This window comes from Pantoea latae, from assembly GCF_002077695.1.
Taxonomy (GTDB): Bacteria; Pseudomonadota; Gammaproteobacteria; order Enterobacterales; family Enterobacteriaceae; genus Pantoea; species Pantoea latae.
The window spans coordinates 25,315-51,271 of sequence record NZ_MWUE01000010.1; the positions used below are offsets into that span (position 1 = coordinate 25,315).

Consider the following 25,957-nt stretch of genomic DNA (forward strand, 5'->3'; position numbering starts at 1 on the left):
TCAGGGCGGCAATGGTCGCCCTGCGGTGGGACTATTTTCTGGCTTTCGGCGGCTGGGCCGGGCGGGGTTTCGCCGTCTGCGACGGCGCGGATTTCGCTGCCTGCGTTGGGCTGGTTTTCGCCGGCTGCGTCGGGCGCAGCGTCATCGTCAGGCCCTTTAAAAAGTTACGCATAATCTGATCGCCGCATTCGCGATAGTTTTTATGATCCGGCTTGCGGAAGATCGCGCCGATTTCCGCCTGAGAAACGGTAAAGTTGGCCTTAGCCAGCACCGCCGGAATATCGGTGGTTTTCAGATCGAAAGCGATGCGCAGTTTTTTCATAAAAATATTGTTGTTCATACGGCGCTCGATCGAGGGCGCAGGCATCTCTTCGCTCTTGCCGCGGCGGAAGAAGATCAGGCCGTTAAGGAAATAGCCCATCAGCACGTCCGGCAGCGGCTTAAATGCCGCGTCATCCTCTTTTTTTAACCACGCCTGCACGTCTTCCAGCACCACTTCACAGTTGGTCAACGCGAAAATCTCCACCACTTTGGCATCGCTTAAATTCAGCATAAAGCGCACGCTGCGCAGAATATCGTTATTGGTCATGGTGAGATTTTCTCATGGTCGTTTAACAGGCTGCGCATTATAGGGGAAATTGCGGCTCAGCGTTGCAAAATCGCGCCCGGCTGCGCTGCGTCGCGCACAAACGGCAGATGCTCGCAGGCGTGCTGACGTGCGAAGCGGGTGAAGGCCTCCAGCACCGGCTGACGCTGTTCGCCGTCGCGCACCGCGGCGTAGAGGCGGCTCCATAATCCTTCGCCCAGGGTTTTGGTGACGATAAGCCCCTGCTTTTCAAAACTCTCCACCACCCAGTGCGGCAGGGCGGCGATGCCCATGCGCGCCGACACCATCTGGATCAGCAGCAGCGTGTTGTCGACGCTTTTTAGCGCCGGACTGACGCCCGCCGGCTGCAGAAAATGACGCCAGATATCGAGACGCTGGCGCTGCACCGGATAGATCATCAGCACCTCTTGCGCCAGATCCTCCGGCGCGATCTGCGTCCGCTGCGCCAGCGGATGATCCGGCGCCATCACCAGCCGCACCTCGAAGTCGAACATCGGCGTGTAGTGCAGGCCGCTGCGCGGCAGGATATCCGAGGTCAGCACCACGTCCAGTTCGCCCTGCTGCAGCGCGGGCTGCGGATCGAATGTCACGCCCGATTTGAAATCCATCACCACCTGCGGCCAGCTCTGACGAAATTTATCCAGCGCCGGCGTCAGCCACTGAATGCAGCTGTGGCACTCAATAGCGACGCGCAGCGTTGCCTGATGCGGCTCGTGGCACGCCTGCAGCGCCTGCTGGATTTGCGGCAGCACCTGCTCCGCCAGCTGCAGCAGGATCTCGCCCTGCGGGGTGAAGCGCAGCGGCTGGCTTTTACGCACGAACAGGCGGAATCCCAGCCGCTGTTCGAGATCGCTGAACTGATGCGACAACGCGGATTGCGTCTGATGAAGCTGCGCGGCGGCGGCGGCCAGCGAGCCGGTATTACGCAGAGCCTGAAGCGTCCGCAGGTGCTTGAGTTCGATCATGAGAGTCCTTCACATCGAGATTGAACAATTTGCGCTTGAGGAACATACACTACCCGCAGAATATAGCGGTGTAAACATCTGGACGGCTAAACATCTTTGGCTTCCAGGCGAAGCCCAAGAGAGAGATTATCTGGAGAACAGCATATGACCATTCTGAACCACACCCTTGGCTTTCCGCGCGTCGGCCTGCATCGTGAACTGAAAAAAGCGCAGGAGAGCTACTGGGCGGGCAAGACGACTCAGCAGGCGCTGCTGGCCGTGGGCCGCGAACTGCGCGCCCGTCACTGGCAGCAGCAGAAAGCGGCGGGCGTAGATCTGCTGCCGGTTGGCGACTTCGCCTGGTATGATCATGTGCTGACCACCAGCCTGATGCTGGGCAACGTCCCGGCACGCCATCAGAACAGCGACGGCTCTGTCGATCTCGACACGCTGTTCCGCATCGGACGCGGTCGCGCGCCGAGCGGCGAACCGGCCGCCGCCGCCGAGATGACCAAATGGTTTAACACCAACTATCACTACATCGTGCCGGAGTTCACGAAGGGCCAGCTGTTCAAACTCGCCTGGACGCAGCTGCTGGACGAAGTCGACGAGGCGCTGGCGCTGGGCCACAAGGTGAAGCCGGTGCTGCTCGGCCCGGTGACCTATATCTGGCTGGGCAAAGTGAAAGGCGAGCCGTTCGACCGCCTGTCGCTGCTGTCGGAGATCCTGCCGATCTATCAGCAGGTGCTGGCCGAGCTGAAGAAGCGCGATATCGAATGGGTGCAGATTGACGAGCCGGCGCTGGCGCTGGAGCTGCCACAGGCGTGGCGCGAGGCGTTCAGGCCCGCTTACCAGGCGCTGCAGGGCAGCGTGAAGCTGCTGCTGACCACCTATTTTGACAGCATCGGCCACAATCTCGACGTTATCCGCGACCTGCCGGTGCAGGGGCTGCATGTCGATCTGGTGCACGGCGATGACGACCTCGCCTGGCTGAACGGACAACTGCCCGCGGCGTGGCTGCTGTCGCTCGGCGTGATCAACGGCCGCAACGTCTGGCGCGCCGACCTGAGCCGCTGGTTCACACGTCTGCAGCCGCTGGTGGGCACGCGCGACCAGCTGTGGATCGGCACCTCCTGTTCGCTGCTGCACAGCCCAATCGATCTGGAGAGCGAAACCCGGCTCGATAACGAAGTGAAAAGCTGGTTCGCCTTCGCGCTGCAAAAATGCGGCGAGCTGAAGCTGCTGAGCGCTGCGCTTAACCATAACGACGCGGCTTCGCTGGAGGCCTGGAGCGCGCCGATCCGCCAGCGCGCGCACTCCAGCCGCGTGCATAACGCCGCGGTCGCCAGGCGTCTGGCGGCGATCTCCGCGCAGGATACCGAGCGGGCGAGCGGCTATGCCGAACGCGCCCGCGCGCAGCGCAAACGCTTTAACCTGCCCGCCTGGCCGACCACCACCATCGGATCTTTCCCGCAGACCACCGAGATCCGCGCTCTGCGTCTCGACTTCAAAAAAGGCCATATCGACGGCGGCAGCTACCGCACCGGCATTGCGCAGCATATTAAACAGGCGATCGTCGAGCAGGAGCGCCTCGGTCTTGACGTGCTGGTGCACGGCGAAGCGGAGCGCAACGATATGGTGGAGTATTTCGGCGAGAACCTCGACGGCTTCGTTTTCACCCAGAACGGCTGGGTGCAGAGCTACGGTTCGCGCTGCGTCAAGCCGCCGGTGATCGTCGGCGACGTCAGCCGTCCGCAGCCGATTACCGTGGAGTGGGCGACCTATGCGCAGTCGCTCACCGACAAGCCGGTGAAAGGAATGCTGACCGGTCCGGTGACCATTCTCTGCTGGTCATTCCCGCGCGAAGACGTGTCGCGCGAAACCATCGCGAAGCAGATCGCGCTGGCGCTGCGCGACGAGGTCGCGGATCTGGAAGCGGCCGGCATCGGCATTATCCAGATTGACGAACCGGCGCTGCGCGAAGGGCTGCCGCTGCACCAGTCCGAATGGGCGGACTATCTGAAGTGGGCGGTGGACGCCTTCCGTCTGAATGCCGCCGTGGCGAAAGAGGAGACGCAGATCCACACCCATATGTGCTACTGCGAGTTCAACGACATCATGGACGCTATCGCGGCGCTGGATGCGGACGTGATCACCATTGAAACCTCACGCTCCGACATGGAGCTGCTGGAATCCTTCAAGGTGTTTGACTACCCCAATGAAATCGGTCCAGGCGTCTACGATATTCACTCGCCTAACGTGCCGAGCGTGGAGTGGATGGAAAATCTGCTGCGGAAGGCGGCGCAAAGCATCCCGGCAGCGCGGCTGTGGGTGAACCCGGACTGCGGCCTTAAAACGCGCGGCTGGCCGGAAACCCGACAGGCGCTGGCGAACATGGTGGAAGCGGCGAGGCGGCTGCGCGGCGAGATCGCCTGAACAGGCGGTAAAACGGGGGCGCCACGGCGCCCCTTTTTAATGGCCGATCAGACGACGCCGAACTGCTTAAACCACGTCAGCATGCGCGCCCAGCCATCCTGCGCCGACTCGGCGTGGTAGCTCGGGCGATAGTCGGCGTTGAAGGCGTGACCGGCGTCGGGATAGACCACGATCTCCGCCTTGGCGTTGGCGGCGTGCAGCGCCTGGCGCATCTGCTCCACGCTCTCCAGCGGAATGCCCTCATCCTGGCCGCCGTACAGGCCCAGCACCGGCGCGCCTAAATCCACCGCGATATCAATCGGATGCTTCTGCTGCTTCATGGTTTTTTCGCCGATCAGGCGGCCATACCAGGCCACCGCGGCGCGCAGCTGCGGGTTGTGCGCGGCGTACAGCCAGCTGATGCGGCCGCCCCAGCAGAAGCCGGTAATGCCCATGCGGCGAATGTCGCCGCCGTTGCGCGCGGCCCAGTTGGCGGCGTGGTCGAGGTCGGAGAGCACCTGGCTATCCGGCACTTTGCTGACCAGCTCGCTGAACAGCGTCGGGATATCGTGATACTCATTGGGATCGCCTTCGCGGAAGTAAAGCTCCGGCGCCACGGCCAGGTAGCCCTCCAGCGCCAGCCGACGGCAGATATCGCGGATGTGCTCGTGCACGCCAAAGATCTCCTGCACCACCAGCACCACCGGCAGCGGGCCGTTCGCCTCTTTCGGTCTGGCGTAGTAAGCAGGCATATTCTCGCCCTGGCTCGGCACGGACGTTTCGCCTGCCTGAATATCGGGGCTGTCGGTGTGGATGGTGGTGGAGGCGGTCGGCTGAACGGCCGGCGCGAAGCCGCCCGTCGCGGATTTTTGTGCCATATTCTCTTCGGTTTTCATTTTTCTCTCCGTGCTGGCAGTAGCGCAATCACGTAACTATAGCCTGGCCAGATCGCGTCTGGACCAGAGACCGGGAACAGAGTAGGGAGCGAGCAAAAAGACTCTTCTCTTTAACATTGCTGCAAAGCCTTGCGCGCGCAGCTTGTAGCAATGGCATTCTGAATGGATGAAATATGCGACACATATCTCATTATTGTTCGGTAAAAATGTAACATTCATTTTTGATGGTGACTGATATCACACAATTATGCGCTGCGCTCCAGTAGAGTGGCGCGCTTCACTTCCCTGTTCAGGAGTTTGCTATGTCTGACGTTTTTCACCTTGGCCTGACCAAAGCCGATCTGCAGGGCGCGACCCTGGCTATCGTTCCCGGCGACCCGGAGCGCGTAAAGAAAATTGCCGGGCTGATGGCGGACGCCCAGCCGCTGGCTTCGCACCGTGAATTCACCTCCTGGCTGGCGAAGCTGGACGGCAAACCGGTGGTGGTCTGCTCCACCGGCATCGGCGGTCCCTCTACCTCTATCGCCGTGGAGGAGCTGGCGCAGCTTGGCGTGCGCACCTTCCTGCGCGTTGGCACCACCGGCGCCATCCAGCCACACATTAACGTCGGTGACGTGCTGGTCACCACCGGCGCGGTGCGACTCGACGGCGCCAGCCAGCACTTCGCGCCGCTGGAGTTCCCGGCCGTAGCGGACTTCGCCTGCACCACCGCGCTGGTCGCGGCGGCAGAGGCGAGCGGCGCCACCACCCATATCGGCGTCACCGCCTCGTCGGACACCTTCTATCCGGGTCAGGAGCGCTACGACACCTTCTCCGGCCGCGTGGTCAGCCGCTTCCAGGGCTCGATGAAAGAGTGGCAGCAGATGGGCGTGCTCAACTATGAAATGGAGTCCGCCACGCTGCTGACGATGTGCGCCAGCCAGGGGCTGCGCGCGGGTATGGTCGCGGGCGTGATCGTCAACCGCACGCAGAAAGAGATCCCGGATGCGGCCACCATGAAGCAGACCGAAAGCGACGCGGTAAAAATTGTGGTCGAAGCGGCGCGCCGTTTGTTATAACGCTTTTCAGGCAGCGCGCCTGCGCGCGCTGCAGCAAAAGCGAGGATCGCCCGATGCGTCAGACTCCGCCCCGACAGAAACCCGCCGTTACCGCCGCGCCCGCCGTGATGCAGGCGCGTCTCGAAAATGCCGCCGCGCGCTTTCGCCAGCATATGGCGCAGCAGGATTACGCCGCCGCCGCCCGCTGCTGCGAAGAGGTGCTGCGCATCGTGCCAAATCAGATGCAGGTGCTGAGCGACTATGCGCTCTGTCTGCTGCGGCTGGGCCACTACAGCCAGTCTTACCGGGTTTATCAGAAAATCTATCAGGCGCCGCCGGCGGTGCGCGCCACCGCCTCGGAAACCTGGCTGGACGGGCTGGCGGAGCTGTGTGGCTGGATGGGCAAAACCGACGAGCTGGCGCAGTATGGCCTGGAATCGCTTACCGGCGCGGACGCGCGTTTCCGCCAGGGCCAGCGCTACGCCTTTCCGTCGACGCAGCCGGAGCCCATCGATCTCGGCAAGCCCGAACAGAACGTGATTGCCTTTAGCCTCTATGGCGGCCAGCCGCGCTACTGCGAAACCCTGATTAAAAACGTTGAGGTGGCGCCGGCGCTCTATCCCGGCTGGCGCTGCCGCATCTATCTTGACCAGAGCGTGCCGCAGCATGTGTGGCAACGCCTTAATCAGCCGCACGTCGAGCTGATCGACATGTCGCAGGAGCAGGGGATCTACCCGACGCTGTGGCGCTTTCTGGTGATGGACGACCCTGGCGTTAAACGCTTTCTTATCCGCGACGCCGATTCGCTGCTGTCGGAGCGTGAAGCGGCGGCGGTCGACGCCTGGCTCGCCTCGCCATACTGGTTCCACCATATGCGCGACTACTTTACCCATACCGAGCTGCTGCTGGCGGGCATGTGGGGTGGCTGTAACGGCATCTTCAGCCAGCTGGCGCAGTCGATGCGCGACTTTATCGCCCGCTACAGTGGCAGCGCGCGCTTTACCGACCAGTATTTCCTTAAGGTCGCGCTCTGGCCGACGGTGCGCGAGAGCCTGCTCAGCCACGACGCGATTTTCCATTTTCATCAGGCGCAGCCCTGGCCGCCGCACGCGCCGGTGCGCTGGAACATGACGAACTTTCACGTCGGCAGCAACGCCGGGTTCGCCAGCATGGCGGGCAAGGCGACGGTCGACGACGGCGAGACGCAGCCGGTAGAGCTGAGCTGGGGCGGCCACACCGTTGTCTATCTGGCGCAGGTAAAAGGCGGTGAATGGCGCATGTCGATGCCGTTCTTTTTAACCGACGCCTGGAAAGCGGGCGAGCTGCAGGTCAACGCGCGGTAAAACCCCGTCCGGGCTGAAAATAGTCTGGACATTGATACAGGGCAACTCTACTTTCTTCCCAGCAACGCGCGTCGCGAGGGAATTATGGATCAGCAGATTATTATTAGCGCCTGTCTGGCGCTTGCCGGACTGGGTATCGGCTGGATGCTGGCGCAGCTGCGCGCCAGCCATCAGAGCGCCAGCTTCGCCACCGAGCGGCGTTTGCAGCAGGAGGCGCAGCAGCGTCAGCAGCAGCAGCTTGCACAGCTTCAGCAGCAGCTGCAGCAGCGCGAACAGGAGCTGCGCCAGCTGCATGGCTCGCTAAGCGGCGCGCAGGAGCGGCTGCAGCAGCTTAACTACTGGCGCGGCGAATGCGAACAGCTCAACCGCGAGCTGCGCAACCAGCTTGAGGTTAACAGCGCGCAGGAAGCCGAGCTGCGCGAGGTCACCATCCGTCTTGAAGAGACGCGCTTCGCCGCCGAGGAGAAGCAGCGTCTGCTCACCAGCAGCGAACAGCGCCTCAGCGCGCAGTTTGAAAATCTCGCCAACCGCATCTTCGAAAACAGCGGCCGCCGCGTCGACGAGCAGAATCGCCAGAGCCTGAACGGCCTCATCGCGCCGCTGCGCGAACAGCTGGACGGCTTTCGCCGCCAGGTGCACGACAGCTTCGGCCAGGAGGCGCGCGAGCGCCACACGCTGGCGCATGAGATCCGCCAGCTGCAGCAGCTGAACGCGCAGATGGCGCAGGAGGCGATCAACCTGACCAAAGCGCTGAAGGGCGACAATAAGATTCAGGGCAACTGGGGCGAGGTGGTGCTGAGCCGCGTGCTGGAGGCGTCGGGCCTGCGCGAAGGCCATGAGTATCAGACGCAGGTGAGTTTGCAGTCGGAGCAGCAGGGCAGAATGCAACCGGATGTGATCGTGCGTCTGCCGCAGGGCAAAGATGTGGTGGTCGACGCCAAGATGACGCTGGTGGCCTACGAGCGCTACTTCAACGCGGAGGATGAGGTGACACGCGAGCAGGCGCTGCAGGAGCACGTCGCCGCGGTGCGCAGCCATATTCGTCTGCTGAGCCGAAAAGATTATCAACAACTGGCCGGTTTACGCTCCCTCGATTATGTGTTGATGTTTATCCCGGTGGAGCCGGCGTTTCTGCTGGCGATCGATCGCCAGCCGGAGCTGATCAGCGAGGCGCTGCAGCAGAACATCATGCTGGTCAGCCCCACCACGCTGCTGGTGGCGCTGCGCACCATCAACAACCTCTGGCGCTACGAGCATCAGAGCCGCAACGCCCAGCGTATCGCCGAGCGCGCGGCGCGCCTGTACGACAAGATGCGGCTGTTTGTCGATGATATGAGCGGCATCGGCCATAGTCTGGATAAGGCGCACAACAGCTACCGCGAGGCGATGAAAAAGCTGGCGGAAGGGCGCGGCAACCTGATCGCGCAGAGCGAGGCGTTTAAATCCCTCGGCGTTGAAGTAAAACGCTCAATTAATCCGCAGTTAGTGGAGCAGGCGATGCCGGAAAAGGCATGGGACGACGAGGAAGGGCTGGACGATCTCTCTGAGACCGCGGACGCGCGTGTGAGGCGGCTCCACGAATAAGCGGGTCGTCGCGTGCCTGACTACCCTGACTCTGATACACTTCGGGAAGTATTGTTTGTGGAACAGGTAAAACCGATGGCAGATGAATCACAGCAGGAAACTACCCATTTTGGCTTTCAGACCGTCGCCAAAAGCGAAAAAGCTGACAAAGTCGCGGACGTGTTTCACTCCGTAGCGGCGAAATATGACGTGATGAACGATCTGATGTCGTTTGGCATCCATCGCATCTGGAAGCGTTTTACCATCGACAGCAGCGGCGTGCGCCGTGGACAGCGCGTGCTGGATCTGGCGGGCGGCACCGGCGATCTGACGGCGAAGTTTTCCCGTCTGGTAGGCGACACCGGCCAGGTAGTGCTGGCGGACATCAACAGCTCGATGCTGAAAATGGGCCGCGACAAGCTGCGCAACCTCGGCGTGGTCGGCAACGTCAGCTATGTGCAGGCCAACGCCGAAGCGCTGCCCTTCCCGGATAACTATTTCGACTGCATTACCATCTCTTTCGGCCTGCGTAACGTGACCGAGAAAGAGAAGGCGCTGGCGTCGATGTTCCGCGTGCTTAAGCCGGGCGGACGTCTGCTGGTGCTGGAGTTCTCGAAACCGGTGTTCGATCCGCTCAGCAAGGCGTATGACGCCTACTCGTTCCATATCCTGCCGCGCGTTGGCCAGCTGGTGGCGCAGGACGCCGAGAGCTATCGCTATCTGGCGGAGTCGATCCGCATGCATCCCGATCAGGAGACCCTGAAGGCGATGATGAACGACGCCGGCTTTGAGAACACCACCTACCACAACATGACCGGCGGCATCGTCGCGCTGCATCGTGGATTTAAGTTTTAACCGGATATGGTGATGCGCTTAACGCCCTTGATTACCGCCGGTCTTGAGACCGCGCTGAACCGCGTGCTCTATCGCGATCGCAGCCTGAAGGCCGCGCGCCAGCGTCTGGCAGGCCAGGTGCTGACGCTGCGTCTCGACGAGCTTTCCCATCCGCTGGTGCTGGTGTTCAGCGAACAGCAGCTGGACGTGCTGAGCGACTGGCAGGACAGCAGCGACTGCACCGTGATTACGCAGCTGAAAACCCTGCCGAAGCTGCGCGACCGCCAGCAGCTGACCAGCCTGATCCGCAGCGGCGAGCTGCAGGTCGAGGGCGATTTGCAGGTGGTGCAGCGCTTTTCCGCGCTGATCGACCTGGCGGAGCTGGACCCGGCCGAGTATCTGGCGCCCTGGATCGGCGACATCGCCGCGCAGAGCGTCAGCCAGGGCGCGCAGCGCGCGCTGCGGCTGCTGCGCGGGGAAGTAGCACGTCGTCAGGACTATCTTGGGCAGGCATTAACCGAAGAGTGGCGCGTCGCGCCAGGCGCGCTGGAACTGGCGTGGTTTTCTGAGGAGGTAGACGCGATGGAACGTTCGCTTGATGCGCTCACTGCGCGTTTAGCGCAGCTGGAGGCGAGATGACACCTGGAGAAATTCGCCGTTTGTATTTCATCGTCAGGATCTTTTTAACCTACGGTCTTGATGAGCTGATCCCCCGCATGCGCCTTACCCTTCCGCTGCGCCTCTGGCGTCGCGGTATTTTCTGGATCCCGAACCGCCACAAAGATGTCGAGCTTGGCGTGCGTATGCGCCTGGCGATGGAGCAGCTGGGGCCGGTCTGGATCAAGTTCGGTCAGATGCTCTCAACCCGTCGCGACCTTTTTCCGCCGGTGATCGCCGACGAGCTGGCGATCCTGCAGGATCGCGTCGCGCCCTTTGACGGCGTAAAAGCCAAAGAGGTGATCGAAAAATCGATCGGTGGGCCGGTTGAAACCTGGTTCGACGATTTCGATATCAAACCGCTCGCCTCGGCGTCGATTGCGCAGGTGCACACCGCGACCCTGAAAGCCACCGGCAAAAAAGTGGTGATCAAGGTGATCCGCCCGGACATCCTGCCGGTAATCAAAGCGGATATGAAGCTGATCTACCGCCTGGCGCGCTGGGTGCCGCGCCTGCTGCCGGACGGCCGTCGCCTGCGTCCGATGGAAGTGGTGCGCGACTATGAAAAGACGCTGATCGACGAGCTGAACCTGCTGCGCGAAGCGGCCAACGCCATTCAGCTGCGCCGTAATTTCGACGAGAGCCCTATGCTCTACGTGCCGGAAGTCTATTCAGACTACTGCAGCGAAAGCATGCTGGTGATGGAGCGCATCTACGGCATTCCTATCTCTGACGTGGCGACGCTGGAGCAGCACGGCGTCAATATGAAGCTGCTGGCCGAGCGCGGCGTGCAGGTCTTCTTCACCCAGGTTTTCCGCGACAGCTTCTTCCACGCCGATATGCATCCAGGCAATATCTTCGTCAGCTATGACCACCCGGAAGATCCGCAATATATCGGCATCGACTGCGGCATCGTCGGCTCGCTGAATAAAGAGGACAAGCGCTACCTGGCGGAAAACTTTATCGCCTTCTTTAATCGCGACTACCGCAAAGTGGCGGAGCTGCACGTCGACTCCGGCTGGGTGCCGCCCGATACCAACGTGGAAGATTTCGAGTTCGCCATCCGCACCGTCTGCGAACCGATCTTTGAGAAGCCGCTGGCGGAGATCTCGTTCGGCCATGTGCTGCTGAACCTGTTCAGCACCGCGCGCCGCTTCAATATGGAAGTGCAGCCGCAGCTGGTGCTGCTGCAGAAAACGCTGCTCTATATCGAAGGCATTGGCCGTCAGCTCTATCCGCAGCTCGACCTGTGGAAAACCGCCAAGCCGTTCCTGGAAGAGTGGATTAAAGATCAGATCGGCCTGCCGGCGCTGCTGCGCGCCGTCAAAGATAAGGCGCCGTTCTGGGCGGAGAAGCTGCCGGAGCTGCCGGAGCTGTTCTACGAAAGCATGCGGCACCATAAACTTTTGCAGCACAGCGTCGATAAGCTGACCAACGATATGCACGCCCAGCGCACGCGCCATCATAAGGCGCGCTATCTGTTCGGCGTTGGCGCCACCCTGCTGTTGAGCGGCACGGCGGTGCTGCTGAGCCGGCCGGAGTGGGATTTCTTCCCGGCTCTGTTAATGGCGGCGGGCTTCGTCACCTGGCTAATCGGCTGGCGTAAGACAAACTAATTGTCAGCCACGCCTGAATCGCGGTAATGTCGCAGCCTTAAGCCCGGCGCCATCAGGGCTTTTGGCTGACGTTACTCTTCTCAATCTCTCGCAACATCAGAGGCACTATCTCATGGGCGGTATCAGTATCTGGCAATTATTAATTATTGCCGTCATCGTTGTTCTTCTGTTTGGCACCAATAAGTTAAAAAATCTGGGTTCCGACATCGGCTCTTCCATCAAAGGCTTCAAAAAAGCCATGAACGATGACGAAGAGAAGAAGCATGAGCCTGATTCGCATCAGGACGCTGATTTCAGCGCCAAAACCCTGGCGGAAAAACAACAGACTTCAGCTAACAAAGAAGAATCCAAAAACGACAAGCAGGTGTAAACCGTGTTCGACATTGGTTTTAGTGAACTGGTATTGGTGTTCGTCATCGGGTTGATTGTTCTCGGCCCGCAACGATTACCGGTTGCGGTAAAAACCGTAGTGGGCTGGATCCGGGCAATGCGCTCGCTGGCTGCCAACGTGCAGCACGAGCTGGCGCAGGAGCTGAAGCTGCAGGAGCTGCAGGACAGCCTGAAAAAAGTGGAAGAGGCGAGTCGCGGCACCATGTCGCCGGAGCTGAAAGAGTCGATGGAGGAGCTGCGTAAAACCGCCGACTCCATGAAGCGCTCGGTTCAGCAGAGCATCGACATTGAGAAAGCCGAGGATGAAGCCAACACCATCCACGCGCCGCAGCAGCGCCCGGCCGAGTCTGTGACGCCCGCAACGGCGCACGCTCAGGCCAGCGCGCCCGCACAGGCGCCTGAACCGGTCGCGGACGCCGCGAACGGCGCTAAAATCGATGCGAACCACGCTGCGCCGGTTGGGGAACCTCAACCGGCCGCGCCGCGCAGCCCGGCAACTTCCTCTTCTGCAAGTGATGAACGATAACCATGGCCGTTGAAGATACCCAACCGCTTATCAGCCACTTGATTGAGCTGCGTAAGCGTCTGCTGTACTGCATTATCTCGGTGTTCGTGATTTTTATGGCGCTGATCTACTTCGCCAACGACATCTATCATCTGGTCGCCTCGCCGCTGATCAGCCAGATGCCGGCAGGCGCCAGCATGATCGCCACCGACGTCGCGTCGCCGTTTTTCACCCCGATTAAGCTCACCATCATCGTGTCGATCTTTCTCTCGGTGCCGGTCATTCTCTATCAGGTATGGGCCTTCGTCGCCCCGGCGCTCTACCGCCACGAACGCAGGCTGGTGATGCCGCTGCTCTTTTCCAGCACGCTGCTGTTCTACGTTGGCGTCGCCTTCGCCTATTTTATCGTCTTCCCGCTGGCGTTCGGCTTCTTCGCTAAAACCGCGCCGCAGGGCGTTACCATCGCCACCGACATCACCAACTATCTCGACTTCGTGATGACGCTGTTTATGGCGTTCGGCGTGGCGTTTGAAGTGCCGGTGGCGATTGTACTGATCTGCTGGACCGGCATTACCACCCCGGAAGATCTGAAAAAGAAACGTCCCTATATTCTGGTCGGCGCCTTCGTTGTTGGGATGCTGCTCACACCGCCAGACGTTTTCTCGCAAACTTTGCTCGCTATTCCGATGTACTGCCTGTTTGAAGTCGGCGTATTCTTTTCCCGTTACTACGTCGGGAAGGGACGGCGGGCGCAGGAAGAAGAACAGCATACCGACTCCTGACGCGTTATCCGTCTGTTTCCCGCGCCTGGCGGGTAGACCCTTTACCGAACCGCCCCTCTGGGCGGTTTTTGTTTAATAAGCGATGGGAAAAATTATGTTTGATATCGGTGTAAACCTGACCAGCACGCAGTTCGCCGCCGACCGCGACAAGGTGGTAAAGCGTGCGCGCGAAGCGGGCGTCACCGGCATGTTAATCACCGGGACCAACGCGCTGGAGAGCCAGCAGGCGCATCGGCTGGCGGAGCGTCAGCCTGATTTCTGCTGGTCGACGGCGGGCGTGCATCCGCATCACGCCAGCGAATGGTCGAACGAGACGGCCAGCACGCTGCGCCGCCTGGCGGAGCGGCCGCAGGTGGTGGCGATCGGCGAATGTGGGCTCGACTTCAACCGCAACCTCGCCGCGCACGAGCAGCAGGAGTACGCCTTCGACGCGCAGCTGGCGCTGGCCGCCGAGCTGAATATGCCGGTGTTCCTCCACTGCCGTGAAGCGCACGACCGCTTCGCCGCGGTGCTGGCGCCCTGGCTGCCGAAGCTGCCGGGCGCGGTGGTGCACTGCTTTACCGGCACGCGCGAGGAGCTGGAGGCCTGTCTGGCGATGGGTCTGTCGGTGGGGATTACCGGCTGGGTATGCGATGAGCGTCGCGGCATGGCGCTGCGCGAAATGCTGCCGCTGATTCCCGCAGAGCGGCTGCTGCTGGAGACGGACGCGCCTTATCTGCTGCCACGCGATATGCATCCGCGGCCGACGTCGCGTCGCAACGAACCCTGTTTTTTGCCGCACATCGTGCAGCAGGTGGCGAAGTGGCGTGGAGAGGAGCAGGATGCGCTGGCGGCGCAGGTCGATCGCAACGCGCGCGCCTTGTTTCGGCTGGCCTAAAGCTTGCGGAACTGCTTGTTGTCGACGCTGCGCATCACCTGTTTGTTGAGCAGGTTAAGCAGCAGCATCGAGCGCGTCTCGCCGTCGGGCTCGGCGAAAATGGCGCGCAGCCCCTCGAAGGTGCCTTCGGTGATGATCACCTCATCGCCGACCTGCGGCGTTTCCGGATCGATCAGGGTTTGCGGCGCGTCGGTTTGCAGCGCTTCGATCACCGCGGAAGGCACCGTCGCCGGCAGGGTGCCGAAGCGCACGAAGTGGCTGACGCCGCGCGTGCTGCTGATGGTGGTGGTGTGAATCGCTTCCGGATCGAATTCGATAAACAGGTAGTTAGGAAACAGGGGCTCACTCACGGTGGTCCGTTTGCCGCGCACTACTTTTTCCAGAGCGATCATCGGGCTGAGGCAATGCACCTCCTGCCGCTCAAGATGCTCTTTCGCGCGCAGCAGCTGTCCACGTTTGCAATAGAGTAAGTACCAGGATTCCATAAATGCTCCCATTGAATGGACGCTAAGAATAGCAAACCTGCTGCCAGAGTTATAGCGCATCGCAGCGTGGAAAGATGCGGATGCGGGGAAAGTGGCTGAGGTTTCCGCAAACCACCTGGCGCGCGCAGGAGAATTGACGAGTGGCGGTGCGCTGGGTCAGACTCGTTGCCCATAACGTTTGCGAAAAGGATCTGCTGATGGAACTGTTTTTATTGAGCAACGGTAAGCTGGCCGACGACGCCCCTTTGCTCGGCTATGCGTTGCCGCAGCTGCACGCAATGATCGCCCAGCGCGGCATCCGTTCGGCGGTGCTGGTGCCCTACGCCATTATTCGCGGCGATCGTCAGCAGCGCGCCGACGAGCTAGGCGCCTCGCTGGGCATTGAGGTGCGCTGCGTGCAGGATTTCGCCACGCCGGTGGCGGCCATTGAGCAGGCGGAGCTGATCCTGGTGAGCGGCGGCAACAGCTGGCTGCTGAATCAGATGCTGCACGAGACCGGGCTGATCGTGGCGATTCAGCGCGCGGTGCGCGAACGCAAGGTGCCCTACGTTGGCTGGAGCGCTGGCTGCAACGTGGCGACGCCGTCGATCCGCACCACCAACGATATGCCGGTGCGCAGCAGCGTGGTGCTGCCGGCGCTGGGCCTGTTTCCGGTGCAGATCAACCCGCACTATCTCGACGCGCACGCCAGCGGGCATATGGGCGAAACGCGCGACGAACGGCTGGCGGAGTTTTGCGCTGTCAATCCCGAGGAGTCGGTGATTGCGCTGCGCGAGGGCAGTTTCCTGCATGTGCATGAAAACCAGCTCGCTTACTTCAGCGTGCGCGGCGAGGATTTTAAAGTTTTCCGCCACGATCGGCCGACCCAGGCCTGCCGCGACGCCACGGCGCTGCAGGCGCTGGTTCCCTTTCGCTGCGACTAAGGTTGCCGCATAAAACCCAACACGCCTTAAGAATCGGCCCTATAATGGCCGATTCACATTGGCTGGAAGCGAAAGCCGCATGAAATATCACGATTTACGAGACTTCCTCGCGCTGCTGGAGCAGCGCGGCGAGTTAAAGCGCATTAGCCAGGCGATCGATCCCGAACTGGAAATGACAGAGATCGCCGACCGCACGCTGCGCGCCGGCGGACCGGCGCTGCTGTTTGAAAACCCCAAAGGCTATGATATGCCGGTGCTGTGCAACCTGTTCGGCACGCCGAAACGCGTGGCGATGGGCATGGGCCAGGAAGAGGTCAGCGCCCTGCGCGAGGTCGGCAAGCTGCTGGCGTTTCTGAAAGAGCCGGAGCCGCCGAAAGGGTTCCGCGATCTGTTCGACAAGATGCCGCAGTTCAAACAGGTGCTGAACATGCCGACTAAACGGCTGCGCAACGCGCCCTGTCAGGAAGTGGTCTACAGCGGCGACGAGGTCGATCTGTCGCGTATTCCGGTGATGAAGTGCTGGCCGGACGACGCCGCGCCGCTGATCACCTGGGGGCTGACCGTCACGCGCGGACCGCATAAAGAGCGGCAAAACCTCGGCATCTATCGCCAGCAGGTGATCGGCAAAAACCGCCTGATTATGCGCTGGCTCTCTCATCGCGGCGGCGCGCTCGACTATCAGGAGTGGTGCCAGACCCATCCCGGCGAACGCTTCCCGGTGTCGGTGGCGCTCGGCGCCGATCCCGCCACCATCCTCGGCGCGGTGACGCCGGTGCCGGACACGCTGTCGGAGTACGCCTTCGCCGGTCTGCTGCGCGGCAATAAAACCGAAGTGGTGAAGTGCCTCTCCAACGATCTGGAGGTGCCCGCCAGCGCGGAAATCGTGCTGGAAGGCTACATCGAGCCGGGCGATATGGCGCCGGAAGGCCCCTATGGCGATCATACGGGCTACTACAATGAAGTGGATAACTTCCCGGTGTTCACCGTAACCCACGTGACGCAGCGGCAAAACGCCATCTATCATTCGACCTACACCGGCCGTCCGCCGGATGAGCCGGCGGTGCTGGGCGTGGCGCTGAACGAAGTGCTGGTGCCGATCCTGATCAAGCAGTTTCCGGAAATTGTCGATTTCTATCTGCCGCCGGAGGGCTGCTCCTATCGCCTGGCGGTGGTGACGATGAAGAAACAGTACGCCGGCCACGCGAAGCGCGTGATGTTTGGCGTCTGGTCATTCCTGCGGCAGTTCATGTACACCAAATTTGTTATTGTGTGTGATGACGATGTTAACGCACGTGACTGGAACGACGTGATCTGGGCCATTACCACGCGTATGGATCCGGCGCGCGATACGGTGCTGGTGGAGAACACGCCCATCGACTATCTGGATTTTGCCTCGCCGGTTTCTGGCCTGGGGTCCAAGATGGGACTGGACGCCACCAATAAATGGCCGGGCGAAACCCAGCGCGAGTGGGGACGTCCTATCGTGAAGGATCCCGCCGTGACGGCGCGCATCGACGCAATCTGGGATGACTTAGGCATCTTTACTCAGCCGCCGCAGCGCTGACGGCGCGCATAACCATAATGACGACCCGACAGAGGGAACGCATGACAACCTTAAGCTGTAAAGTAACCTCAGTAGAAGCGATTACCGACACCGTATATCGCGTTCGCCTGATCCCCGAAGCGGATTTCACCTTTCGCGCCGGGCAATATCTGATGGTAGTAATGGACGAGCGCGACAAGCGTCCGTTCTCACTCGCCTCAACGCCGATGGAAAAAGAGATTATCGAGCTGCATATCGGCGCCTCCGATCTCAATCTCTACGCCATGGCGGTTATGGACCGCATCCGCGACGATCGCCAGATCACCGTGGATATTCCCCACGGCGACGCCTGGCTGCGCGAAGAGAGCACCCGTCCGATCGTGCTGATCGCTGGCGGCACCGGCTTCTCCTATGCGCGCTCAATTCTGCTGACCGCGCTGGCACAGCAGCCGGATCGCGAAATCGCCATCTACTGGGGCGGCCGCGAACTGCAGCACCTCTACGATCTGGATGAGCTGAACGCGCTGGCGGTGAAACATCCCAACCTGCGCGTGGTGCCGGTGGTTGAGCAGCCGGAAGCGGGCTGGCAGGGACGTTCCGGCACGGTGCTGACCGCGGTAATGCAGGATTTCGCCACGCTGGCGGAGCACGATATCTATATCGCCGGACGTTTTGAAATGGCGAAAATCGCGCGCGACCGCTTCTGCGCCGAGCGCGGCGCCAAAGAGGCGCAGATGTTTGGTGACGCCTTCGCCTTTATCTAAGGCGCGGCAGGCAGAAAAAACCCGCCCCTGACGGGCGGGAAGAAACGGCCAACGTGATCCAACGTATTACAGACGTTCGAATACGGTTGCGATGCCCTGGCCTAAGCCGATGCACATGCTGGCAAGGCCAAAGCGGGCGTCGCGTCGTTCCATAATATTCAGCAGCGTGGCGCTGATGCGCGCGCCGGAACAGCCGAGCGGATGACCGAGCGCAATCGCGCCGCCGTTCAGGTTCACCTTGTCGTCCAGCCGATCCAGCAAACCGAGATCTTTGATACAGGGCAGCGTCTGTGCGGCGAACGCCTCGTTCAGCTCGACCACCTCGATATCCTCTATGCTCAATCCGGCGCGCTTCAGCGCCAGCCGGCTGGCGGGCACCGGGCCGTAGCCCATGATCGACGGATCGCAGCCGATCACCGCCATGCTTTTAATGCGGGCGCGCGGCGTCAGGCCGAGGTCGCGCGCGCGGGTTTCGCTCATGATCAGCAGCGCCGCCGCGCCGTCGGAGAGCGCCGACGAGCTGCCCGCCGTTACCGTGCCGTTCACCGGATCGAACGCCGGCTTTAGCGCCGCCAGCCCTTCGAGGCTGGTCTCCTCGCGGATCACCTCGTCGTAGTCATAGCGTTTTAGCACGCCGTCGGCGTCGTGGCCGTAGGTCGGCACGATTTCCCGCCGGAAGTCGCCGCGCTGCGTCGCCGCCCAGGCGCGCTGGTGCGAGCGCAGCGCGAAAGCGTCCTGCTGTTCGCGGCTGATATGGTGCATATGCGCCAGCATCTCGGCGGTCAGGCCCATCATGCCCGCCGCTTTGGCCACCGTGCGACCCAGTCCGGGATGAAAGTCGACACCGTGGCTCATCGGCACGTGTCCCATATGTTCGACGCCGCCGACCAAACAGGCGTGGGCATCGCCAACCATAATGGCGCGCGCCGCATCGTGCAGCGCCTGCATCGATGAGCCGCACAGGCGGTTAACGGTGGTCGCCGGCACGCGATGCGGGATCTCCGCCAGCAGCGCGGCATTGCGCGCAATGTTAAAACCCTGCTCCAGCGTCTGCTGCACGCAGCCCCACACCACATCATCCAGGCTCGCCGCCTCCAGCGCGGGATGGCGGCTCAGCAGTTCGCGCATTAAATGGGCGGAGAGATCTTCCGCGCGCACCTGGCGAAACGCGCCACCCTTAGAGCGACCCATCGGCGTGCGGAGCGCATCGATAATCACCACATTTTCCATTTTCTCTCCTCAGGCGCTCTGCAGCGCCGCTTCGTCGATGGGTTGAGCCGCCGGATACCAGCTTTCATGCTGGTGCGCCTTCTGCAGCAGCAGCGCGGGCAGCTGGTAGAGCGGGCCGAGCGCGTCGTAGCGCCTGGCCTGATCGACGACGTTGCTGTTGCCGAGCGTGTCGAGGTAGCGCAGCGCGCCGCCGCGGAACGGCGGGAAGCCGAGGCCGTAGACCAGCGCCATATCCGCTTCCGCCGGCGAGGCGATGATGCCCTCTTCCAGGCAGCGCACCACTTCGTTCAGCATCGGGATCATCATGCGGTTAAGGATCTCCTCGTCGCTGAAAACCCGCGTTGAGGCGCAGATCGGGTTAAGCAGCGTCTCGACTTCGGCGTCGGGCACTTTTTTCGCCTTGCCTTTGCGATCCGTCTCCCAGCGATAAAAGCCTTTGCCGTTTTTCTGGCCGTAGCGTCCGGCATCGAACAGCACGTCGATGGCGTCGCGATAATCTTTGCTCATGCGCGTCGGGAAACCGTCCGCCATAACGCGCTGCGCGTGATGCGCGGTGTCGATGCCGACTACGTCCAGCAGCCACGCCGGACCCATCGGCCAGCCGAACTGTTTCTCCATCACCTTGTCGATCTGGCGGAAATCGGCGCCGTCGCGCAGCAGCAGGCTGAAGGCGGCGAAGTAGGGGAAGAGCACGCGGTTGACGAAGAAGCCGGGGCAGTCGTTGACGACGATCGGCGTCTTGCCCATTTTGCTCGCCCAGGCGACCACTTTGCCGATAGTGGCGTCGCTGCTCTGCGCGCCGCGCACCACTTCCACCAGCGGCATGCGCGGCACCGGATTGAAGAAGTGCATGCCGCAGAAATTCTCGGGACGCTGCAGCGCCTGCGCCAGCTGGCTGATGGGGATCGTCGAGGTGTTAGAGGCGAGCACCGCATCCGCACGCAGATGCTGCTCGGTTTCCGCCAGCACTTTCGCTTTGACCTGCGGGTTTTCCACCACCGCTTCGACCACGATATCGGCGCGCTCGAAGCCGGCATAGTCGAGCGTCGGCTGGATCATGGCGATGGTGCTGGCCAGCTTACCGCCGTCGATCTTGCCGCGCTCCAGCTGTTTGTTCAGCAGCTTGCCTGCCTCGTTCATGCCCAGCGTCAGCGCCTGCGGCTGGATATCCTTCATCTTCACCGGCACGCCTTTCCACGCTGACTGATAGCTGATGCCGCCGCCCATAATACCCGCGCCCAGCACCGCCGCCTGTTCAGGCGCGCTGCTGGCGCTGGCGTGTTTCTTCGCCAGCCCTTTGACGTACTGATCGTTCAGGAAGATGCCGACCAGCGCGCGCGCCTCATCGCTCTGCGCCAGCGGCACGAAGGCGGCGGTTTCCAGCTTCAGCGCGTCGTCGCGTCCCAGCGCGGCGGCGGCTTCAATGGTTTTGACCGCGGCGAGCGGCGCGGGATAGTGTTTGCCTGCGGTTTGCAGCACGACGTTTTTAGCCACGGTAAAGCTCATCGCGGCCTCAATCGGGCTAAGGCGCAGCGGCGCCAGCTTGGGCGCGCGGCGCGTCCGCCAGCTCTCCTGTGCGATAGCGTCCTTCAGCATCACCAGCGCGGCGTCACGCAGCTTATCGCGGCTGACCACGGCATCAACCAGCCCGAGCTTCAGCGCCGCGGTGCCGTCAACATCTTTACCGGCGGCGATGATCTCCAGCGCGGCGTCGGCGCCGAGCAGGCGCGGCAGACGCACGCTGCCGCCAAAGCCTGGCATAATGCCGAGCCGGGTTTCCGGCAGGCCGATACGCGCGTCAGGCGTGGCGACGCGCAGATCGGTCGCCAGGATGCATTCGCAGCCGCCGCCCAGCGCATAGCCGTCAACCGCGGCGAGAGTGGGCACCGGCAGATCTTCCAGCCGGTTAAAGATGCTGTTGGCGAAGGCGAGCCACTGGCTGAGCTTTTCGGTTGGCGCGTCGAACAGCGAGAGAAATTCGGTGATGTCGGCGCCGACAATAAAGGCGGGTTTAGCCGAGCTGAGCAGCAGGCCGCGCAGCGCAGGCTGCTGCTCCAGTACGCCAATCGCTTCGCCGAGGCTGGCGACGGTTTTGGTGTCGAGTTTATTCACTGAGCCGGGGGCGTCGAACTGCAGCTCAGCGATGCCGTCTTCGAGCCAGCGCAGGGAAAGGGTATCGCCTTGGTAGAGCATGTGCGTCTCCTGATCGCGAAAGTTGATCTGGTCATACCAGATGATCTGGAGTGTGGGATTGGTGTTAATTTTTTGCAAACCAAAGTTTGCTTATTTGCTAACAGGATCACAGCCTCCCGGACGCGGCGTTCAGCCAGCGGCTGTGCTACACTGCGGCGATTTTCGCGACACGGGAGAGCGAGCAATGGATTCACTGAAAACGCTGTATCAGACGCATATCGCTAGGCTGCAACAGCGGGCGCAGCAGGTGCTGGCACGCAACAAACTGGATGCGATGTTGATTCATTCCGGCGAGCTGCTGACGGTTTTTCTCGACGATCATGACTATCCCTTTAAGGTGAATCCGCAGTTCAAGGCCTGGGTGCCGGTGACGCAGGTGCCGAACTGCTGGCTCCTGATCGACGGCGTCAACAAGCCGAAACTCTGGTTCTACTCGCCGGTTGACTACTGGCATAACGTCGAACCGCTGCCGAACAGCTTCTGGACCGACGCAGTCGAGGTTATCGGCCTGAAAAACGCCGATGATATTGGCGAACTGCTGCCCGCGCAGCGCGACAATGTCGCCTATATCGGCCCGGTGGTCTCGCGCGCCGCGCAGCTCGGCATCAGCGCCGCCAATACCAACCCGAAAGCGGTGATCGATTTCCTGCACTACCACCGCAGCATCAAAACCGATTACGAGCTGGCCTGCATGCGCGAGGCGCAGAAGCTGGCCGTCGCCGGACATCGCGCTGCGAAAGAGGCGTTTTTCTCCGGCCTGAGCGAGTTTGATATCAACCTGGCTTATCTGACGGCCACCGGCCATCGCGACGTTGACGTGCCCTATGGCAATATCATCGCGCTTAACGAGCACGCCGCCGTGCTGCACTACACCCGGCTCGATCACCAGCCGCCGGCGAAGCGCCACAGCTTTTTGATCGACGCCGGCGCGGAGTATCTGGGCTACGCCGCCGATTTGACGCGCAGCTACGCGGCGCAGAAGAATTCGCTGTACGCCAGCATGGTGGCGGCGATGAACGCTGAGGAGCTGGCGCTGATCGGCACGCTGAAAGCGGGGGTGCGCTACACCGACTATCATCTGCAGATGCATCAGCGCATCGCGAAGCTGCTGCTGACGTTCGATCTGGCGCAGGGGATCAGCGAAGAGGCGCTGGTGGCGGAAAACATTACCGGGCCCTTTATGCCGCACGGTCTCGGTCATCCGCTCGGGCTGCAGGTGCATGACGTCGCCGGTTTTATGCAGGATGACGCGGGCACCCATCTGGCGGCGCCGGCGCGCTATCCTTACCTGCGCTGCACGCGCGTGCTGGAGCCTGGCATGGTGCTGACCATTGAACCCGGCTTCTATATCATCGAGTCGCTGCTGGCACCGCTGCGCGAGGGGCCGTTCAGTCAGTATCTGAACTGGCAGGCGATCGATGCGCTGAAGCCATACGGCGGCATTCGCATTGAGGATAACGTCGTCGTCCATGCCAACCGTATCGAGAACATGACGCGCGACCTGCACCTTGCCTGATGGACGCTTACGATATTCCCGCTGATACGATCAGCATCAGCGAGGAGACGATTAAAAAAAGCCGCTTTATCACGCTGCTGGCCCATACCGACGGCGTGGAGGCGGCGCGCGCCTTTGTACAGCAGGTGAAAGCCGAACATCCTGATGCGCGTCACCACTGCTGGGCCTGGGTGGCCGGCGCGCCGCACGATTCGCAGCAGCTCGGCTTCTCCGACGACGGCGAACCCTCCGGCACGGCGGGCAAGCCGATGCTGGCGCAGCTGATGGGCGCGAATATCGGCGAGATCACCGCCGTGGTGGTGCGCTACTATGGCGGCATTATGCTTGGCACCGGCGGGCTGGTGAAAGCCTACGGCGGCGGCGTTCAGCAGGGGTTGAAGCAGCTGGCGCGCGCGCGCAAAGTGCCGATGAAGCGCTATACGCTGAGGTGCGACTATGCGCAGCTTGGCGACGTAGAGCGTCTGCTGGCCCGGTTTGACGGCCGCATTGATGAGATTGTCTATCTCGACCGTATCGCGCTGACGCTGGCGCTGCCTTATGCCGGCATCGACGCTTTCACACAGACGCTGTCTGATTTTAGCCGGGGCGCGCTGAGCCTCGACCCGTTAACACCCTGATACTCATCTTCTAAGGAACGGCTGAATGCATTTTCGCGCCATTACTCGCATTGTCGGTCTGCTGGTCATTCTCTTTTCCGTCACCATGATTGTACCGGGACTGGTGGCGTTGATTTACCGCGATGGCGCCGGCCGCGCGTTCAGCCAGACCTTTTTGATGGCGCTGGCGATTGGCTCGCTGCTCTGGTGGCCCAATCGCAAACAGCGTACCGAGCTGAAGCCGCGCGAAGGCTTTTTGATTGTGGTGCTGTTCTGGACGGTGCTGGGCAGCGTGGGGGCGATGCCTTTTATCTTTGCCGAGCAGCCGCATCTCTCCGTTACCGACGCGTTCTTTGAATCCTTTTCCGGCCTGACCACCACCGGCGCGACCACGCTGGTGGGGCTCGATTCGATGCCGAAAGCGATTCTCTTCTACCGGCAGATGCTGCAGTGGCTGGGCGGGATGGGGATCATCGTGCTGGCGGTGGCGATTCTGCCGATTTTGGGCGTCGGCGGCATGCAGCTCTACCGCGCGGAGATGCCGGGTCCGCTGAAAGACAATAAGATGCGGCCGCGTATCGCCGAGACCGCAAAAACCCTCTGGCTGATCTATGTGCTGCTGACGGTGGCCTGCGCGGTGGCGCTCTGGCTGGCGGGCATGCCGCTGTTCGATGCGATAGGGCACAGCTTTTCGACTATCGCCATTGGCGGCTTCTCCACCCATGATGCCAGTATTGGCTATTTCAACAGCGGCACCATCAACACCATTATCGCCATCTTTTTGCTGATTTCCGGCTGTAACTACGGCCTGCATTTTTCGCTGCTCAGCAACCGCAACCTGCGCGTTTACTGGCGCGATCCCGAGTTTCGTACCTTTATCGGCGTGCAGCTGACGCTGGTGGTGATCTGCACGCTGGTGCTCTGGTTTCACAACGTCTACGCCAGCGGCTGGCAGACCCTTAACCAGGCCTTTTTTCAGGTGGTGTCGATGGCGACCACGGCGGGCTTTACCACCGACAGCATCGCACGCTGGCCGCTGTTCTTGCCGGTGCTGCTGCTTTGCTCCGCCTTTATCGGCGGCATGGCCGGTTCAACCGGCGGCGGGCTGAAGGTGATCCGTATTCTGCTGCTCTGCAAGCAGGGATCGCGTGAGCTGAAACGCCTGGTGCATCCGAACGCGGTCTATACCATTAAGCTGGGCAACCGCGCGCTGCCGGAACGTATTCTGGAAGCGGTGTGGGGATTCTTCTCCGCCTATGCGCTGGTCTTTCTTGTCAGCATGCTGGCGATTATCGCCACCGGCGTGGATGACTTCTCTGCCTTCGCCGCGGTGGCCGCAACCCTGAATAACCTGGGGCCCGGCCTGGGCGTAGTGGCGGACAACTTCACTTCAATGAATGACGTCGCAAAATGGATCCTTATCTCCACTATGCTGTTTGGCCGTCTTGAAGTGTTTACCTTATTAGTGCTCTTTACGCCGACTTTCTGGCGCGAGTAAGCAACAACGGGATGTACAGATGAAAGCGTTGATTCTCTTTTCCAGCCGTGACGGGCAAACGCGCGAAATCGCGGCTTATATTGCCAATGAGATAAAGGCGCAGCAGGCGTGCGATGTGATCAACATTCTTCACGCCGACGCAGTTGACTGGGCGCAGTACGATCGGGTGTTGATTGGTGCCTCGATCCGCTACGGCAAATTTCATCCCGCCGTAGCGAAATTCATTAAGACGCATCTGCAGGCGCTGCAGCAGCGCGCCAGCGGTTTTTTCTGCGTGAACCTGACCGCGCGCAAGCCGGAAAAGCGTTCGCCGCAAACCAACGCCTATACGCGTAAGTTCTTACAGCAGTCGCCGTGGCAGCCCGACTATTGCGCCGTGTTTGCCGGCGCGCTGCGTTATCCGCGCTATCGCTGGTTTGATCGGGTGATGATCCAGCTGATTATGCGTATGACCGGCGGAGAAACCGATAGCCGTAAAGAGGTGGAGTACACTGACTGGCAGCAGGTATCGCGTTTCGCCCGTGAATTTGTGCAATATCCCGTCAAATCGGCGTGAATAACAGCGAATTGACGAAAAATAGTGCGAACGATAATTTTTTTGAAATTAGCCCTTGTCAGCCAGAAAGAACTCCCTATAATGCGCCTCCACTGACACGGCACAACGGCTTACGGAATGCGGTGTTCAGGAGACTCAGGCAGCTGAGTCGCCGGATGAAGTCCCTGAAAAAAAGGGGTTGACTCCG

23 protein-coding genes and 1 pseudogene are annotated in these 25,957 nt (G+C 61.3%); 18 read left to right on the top strand and 6 right to left on the bottom strand.

What is annotated here, in order from left to right:
* Window positions 1-130 precede the first annotated feature (130 nt).
* Together B2J69_RS07635 and metR are read right to left on the bottom strand one after the other, a co-directional pair.
* Window positions 131-589, bottom strand: a pseudogene (locus tag B2J69_RS07635) (DUF1456 family protein); the annotation flags it as partial.
* Window positions 590-645: 56 nt separating this feature from the next.
* On the bottom strand, window positions 646-1,572 hold the full coding sequence (gene metR / locus B2J69_RS07640; protein ID WP_081137957.1) for an HTH-type transcriptional regulator MetR: 927 nt from the start codon (window positions 1,570-1,572) through the stop codon (window positions 646-648).
* A gap of 144 nt (window positions 1,573-1,716) precedes the next feature.
* Between metR and metE the strand changes: the two genes are divergently transcribed.
* Complete coding sequence (gene metE / locus B2J69_RS07645) at window positions 1,717-3,987, top strand: 5-methyltetrahydropteroyltriglutamate--homocysteine S-methyltransferase (RefSeq protein ID WP_081137958.1); 2,271 nt, start codon at window positions 1,717-1,719, stop codon at window positions 3,985-3,987.
* A 47-nt stretch (window positions 3,988-4,034) separates the two neighbouring features.
* Here metE and B2J69_RS07650 read toward each other — a convergent pair whose 3' ends face one another.
* Entirely contained in the window at window positions 4,035-4,862 is an 828-nt protein-coding gene (locus tag B2J69_RS07650) for a dienelactone hydrolase family protein (protein ID WP_081137959.1), read from the bottom strand.
* A 302-nt stretch (window positions 4,863-5,164) separates the two neighbouring features.
* Here B2J69_RS07650 and udp point away from each other — a divergent pair, with 302 nt between their 5' ends.
* The 10 genes from udp to tatD all read left to right on the top strand — a co-directional run bounded on the left by udp (window position 5,165) and on the right by tatD (window position 14,466).
* Window positions 5,165-5,920 carry a uridine phosphorylase gene (gene udp, locus B2J69_RS07655; RefSeq protein ID WP_081137960.1) on the top strand — a complete coding sequence of 252 codons (756 nt, stop codon included), beginning with the start codon at window positions 5,165-5,167 and terminating at the stop codon, window positions 5,918-5,920.
* 53 nt (window positions 5,921-5,973) lie between these two features.
* Window positions 5,974-7,242, top strand: coding sequence for a tetratricopeptide repeat protein (locus B2J69_RS07660; RefSeq protein ID WP_081137962.1), 1,269 nt, complete (start codon window positions 5,974-5,976; stop codon window positions 7,240-7,242).
* 84 nt (window positions 7,243-7,326) lie between these two features.
* On the top strand, window positions 7,327-8,826 hold the full coding sequence (gene rmuC / locus B2J69_RS07665; protein WP_081137964.1) for a DNA recombination protein RmuC: 1,500 nt from the start codon (window positions 7,327-7,329) through the stop codon (window positions 8,824-8,826).
* A gap of 75 nt (window positions 8,827-8,901) precedes the next feature.
* Window positions 8,902-9,660, top strand: a complete 759-nt coding sequence (gene ubiE / locus B2J69_RS07670) for a bifunctional demethylmenaquinone methyltransferase/2-methoxy-6-polyprenyl-1,4-benzoquinol methylase UbiE (protein WP_081137966.1) — start codon at window positions 8,902-8,904, stop codon at window positions 9,658-9,660.
* Between the two features lie 12 nt (window positions 9,661-9,672).
* A complete protein-coding gene (gene ubiJ, locus B2J69_RS07675) occupies window positions 9,673-10,278 on the top strand; it encodes a ubiquinone biosynthesis protein UbiJ (protein ID WP_081138001.1) in 606 nt (201 codons plus the stop codon).
* Window positions 10,275-11,912 carry a ubiquinone biosynthesis regulatory protein kinase UbiB gene (gene ubiB / locus B2J69_RS07680; RefSeq protein ID WP_081137968.1) on the top strand — a complete coding sequence of 546 codons (1,638 nt, stop codon included), beginning with the start codon at window positions 10,275-10,277 and terminating at the stop codon, window positions 11,910-11,912. The genes ubiJ and ubiB overlap by 4 nt, the downstream gene beginning before the upstream one ends.
* Before the next feature lie 112 nt (window positions 11,913-12,024).
* A complete protein-coding gene (gene tatA / locus B2J69_RS07685) occupies window positions 12,025-12,282 on the top strand; it encodes a Sec-independent protein translocase subunit TatA (protein WP_081137969.1) in 258 nt (85 codons plus the stop codon).
* Window positions 12,283-12,285: 3 nt separating this feature from the next.
* A complete protein-coding gene (gene tatB, locus B2J69_RS07690) occupies window positions 12,286-12,828 on the top strand; it encodes a Sec-independent protein translocase protein TatB (RefSeq protein WP_081137971.1) in 543 nt (180 codons plus the stop codon).
* Between the two features lie 2 nt (window positions 12,829-12,830).
* The gene (gene tatC / locus B2J69_RS07695; protein WP_081137973.1) at window positions 12,831-13,589 is read left to right on the top strand and encodes a Sec-independent protein translocase subunit TatC; all 759 of its coding nucleotides are present in this window, start codon (window positions 12,831-12,833) and stop codon (window positions 13,587-13,589) included.
* Window positions 13,590-13,683: 94 nt separating this feature from the next.
* The gene (gene tatD / locus B2J69_RS07700; RefSeq protein WP_081137975.1) at window positions 13,684-14,466 is read left to right on the top strand and encodes a 3'-5' ssDNA/RNA exonuclease TatD; all 783 of its coding nucleotides are present in this window, start codon (window positions 13,684-13,686) and stop codon (window positions 14,464-14,466) included.
* Here the strand turns inward: tatD and rfaH are convergent.
* Complete coding sequence (gene rfaH, locus B2J69_RS07705; protein WP_081137977.1) at window positions 14,463-14,951, bottom strand: transcription/translation regulatory transformer protein RfaH; 489 nt, start codon at window positions 14,949-14,951, stop codon at window positions 14,463-14,465. The two genes, tatD and rfaH, sit on opposite strands and share 4 nt — an antisense overlap.
* A 197-nt stretch (window positions 14,952-15,148) precedes the next feature.
* Between rfaH and pepE the strand changes: the two genes are divergently transcribed.
* The 3 genes from pepE to fre all read left to right on the top strand — a co-directional run bounded on the left by pepE (window position 15,149) and on the right by fre (window position 18,181).
* A complete protein-coding gene (pepE, locus tag B2J69_RS07710; RefSeq protein WP_081138003.1) occupies window positions 15,149-15,874 on the top strand; it encodes a dipeptidase PepE in 726 nt (241 codons plus the stop codon).
* Window positions 15,875-15,953: 79 nt separating this feature from the next.
* On the top strand, window positions 15,954-17,438 hold the full coding sequence (gene ubiD, locus B2J69_RS07715) for a 4-hydroxy-3-polyprenylbenzoate decarboxylase (RefSeq protein ID WP_081137979.1): 1,485 nt from the start codon (window positions 15,954-15,956) through the stop codon (window positions 17,436-17,438).
* A gap of 41 nt (window positions 17,439-17,479) precedes the next feature.
* Complete coding sequence (gene fre / locus B2J69_RS07720) at window positions 17,480-18,181, top strand: NAD(P)H-flavin reductase (protein ID WP_081137982.1); 702 nt, start codon at window positions 17,480-17,482, stop codon at window positions 18,179-18,181.
* Between the two features lie 66 nt (window positions 18,182-18,247).
* Here fre and fadA read toward each other — a convergent pair whose 3' ends face one another.
* Together fadA and fadB are read right to left on the bottom strand one after the other, a co-directional pair.
* Window positions 18,248-19,411 (bottom strand): acetyl-CoA C-acyltransferase FadA, encoded by a 1,164-nt coding sequence (gene fadA / locus B2J69_RS07725; protein ID WP_081137985.1) that lies wholly within the window; start codon window positions 19,409-19,411, stop codon window positions 18,248-18,250.
* 9 nt (window positions 19,412-19,420) lie between these two features.
* A complete protein-coding gene (gene fadB / locus B2J69_RS07730) occupies window positions 19,421-21,604 on the bottom strand; it encodes a fatty acid oxidation complex subunit alpha FadB (protein ID WP_081138005.1) in 2,184 nt (727 codons plus the stop codon).
* Window positions 21,605-21,788: 184 nt separating this feature from the next.
* Between fadB and pepQ the strand changes: the two genes are divergently transcribed.
* Genes pepQ through hemG form a run of 4 tightly spaced genes read left to right on the top strand, consistent with a single transcriptional unit; the run spans window position 21,789 to window position 25,770 of the window.
* Window positions 21,789-23,120 (top strand): Xaa-Pro dipeptidase, encoded by a 1,332-nt coding sequence (pepQ, locus tag B2J69_RS07735; RefSeq protein WP_081137987.1) that lies wholly within the window; start codon window positions 21,789-21,791, stop codon window positions 23,118-23,120.
* Window positions 23,120-23,737 carry an IMPACT family protein gene (locus B2J69_RS07740; RefSeq protein WP_081137989.1) on the top strand — a complete coding sequence of 206 codons (618 nt, stop codon included), beginning with the start codon at window positions 23,120-23,122 and terminating at the stop codon, window positions 23,735-23,737. Before pepQ ends, B2J69_RS07740 begins: the two co-directional genes overlap by 1 nt.
* Window positions 23,738-23,762: 25 nt before the next feature.
* A complete protein-coding gene (gene trkH, locus B2J69_RS07745) occupies window positions 23,763-25,214 on the top strand; it encodes a Trk system potassium transporter TrkH (RefSeq protein WP_081137991.1) in 1,452 nt (483 codons plus the stop codon).
* Between the two features lie 19 nt (window positions 25,215-25,233).
* Complete coding sequence (gene hemG / locus B2J69_RS07750) at window positions 25,234-25,770, top strand: menaquinone-dependent protoporphyrinogen IX dehydrogenase (RefSeq protein ID WP_081137993.1); 537 nt, start codon at window positions 25,234-25,236, stop codon at window positions 25,768-25,770.
* The last annotated feature ends 187 nt before the right edge of the window (window positions 25,771-25,957 follow it).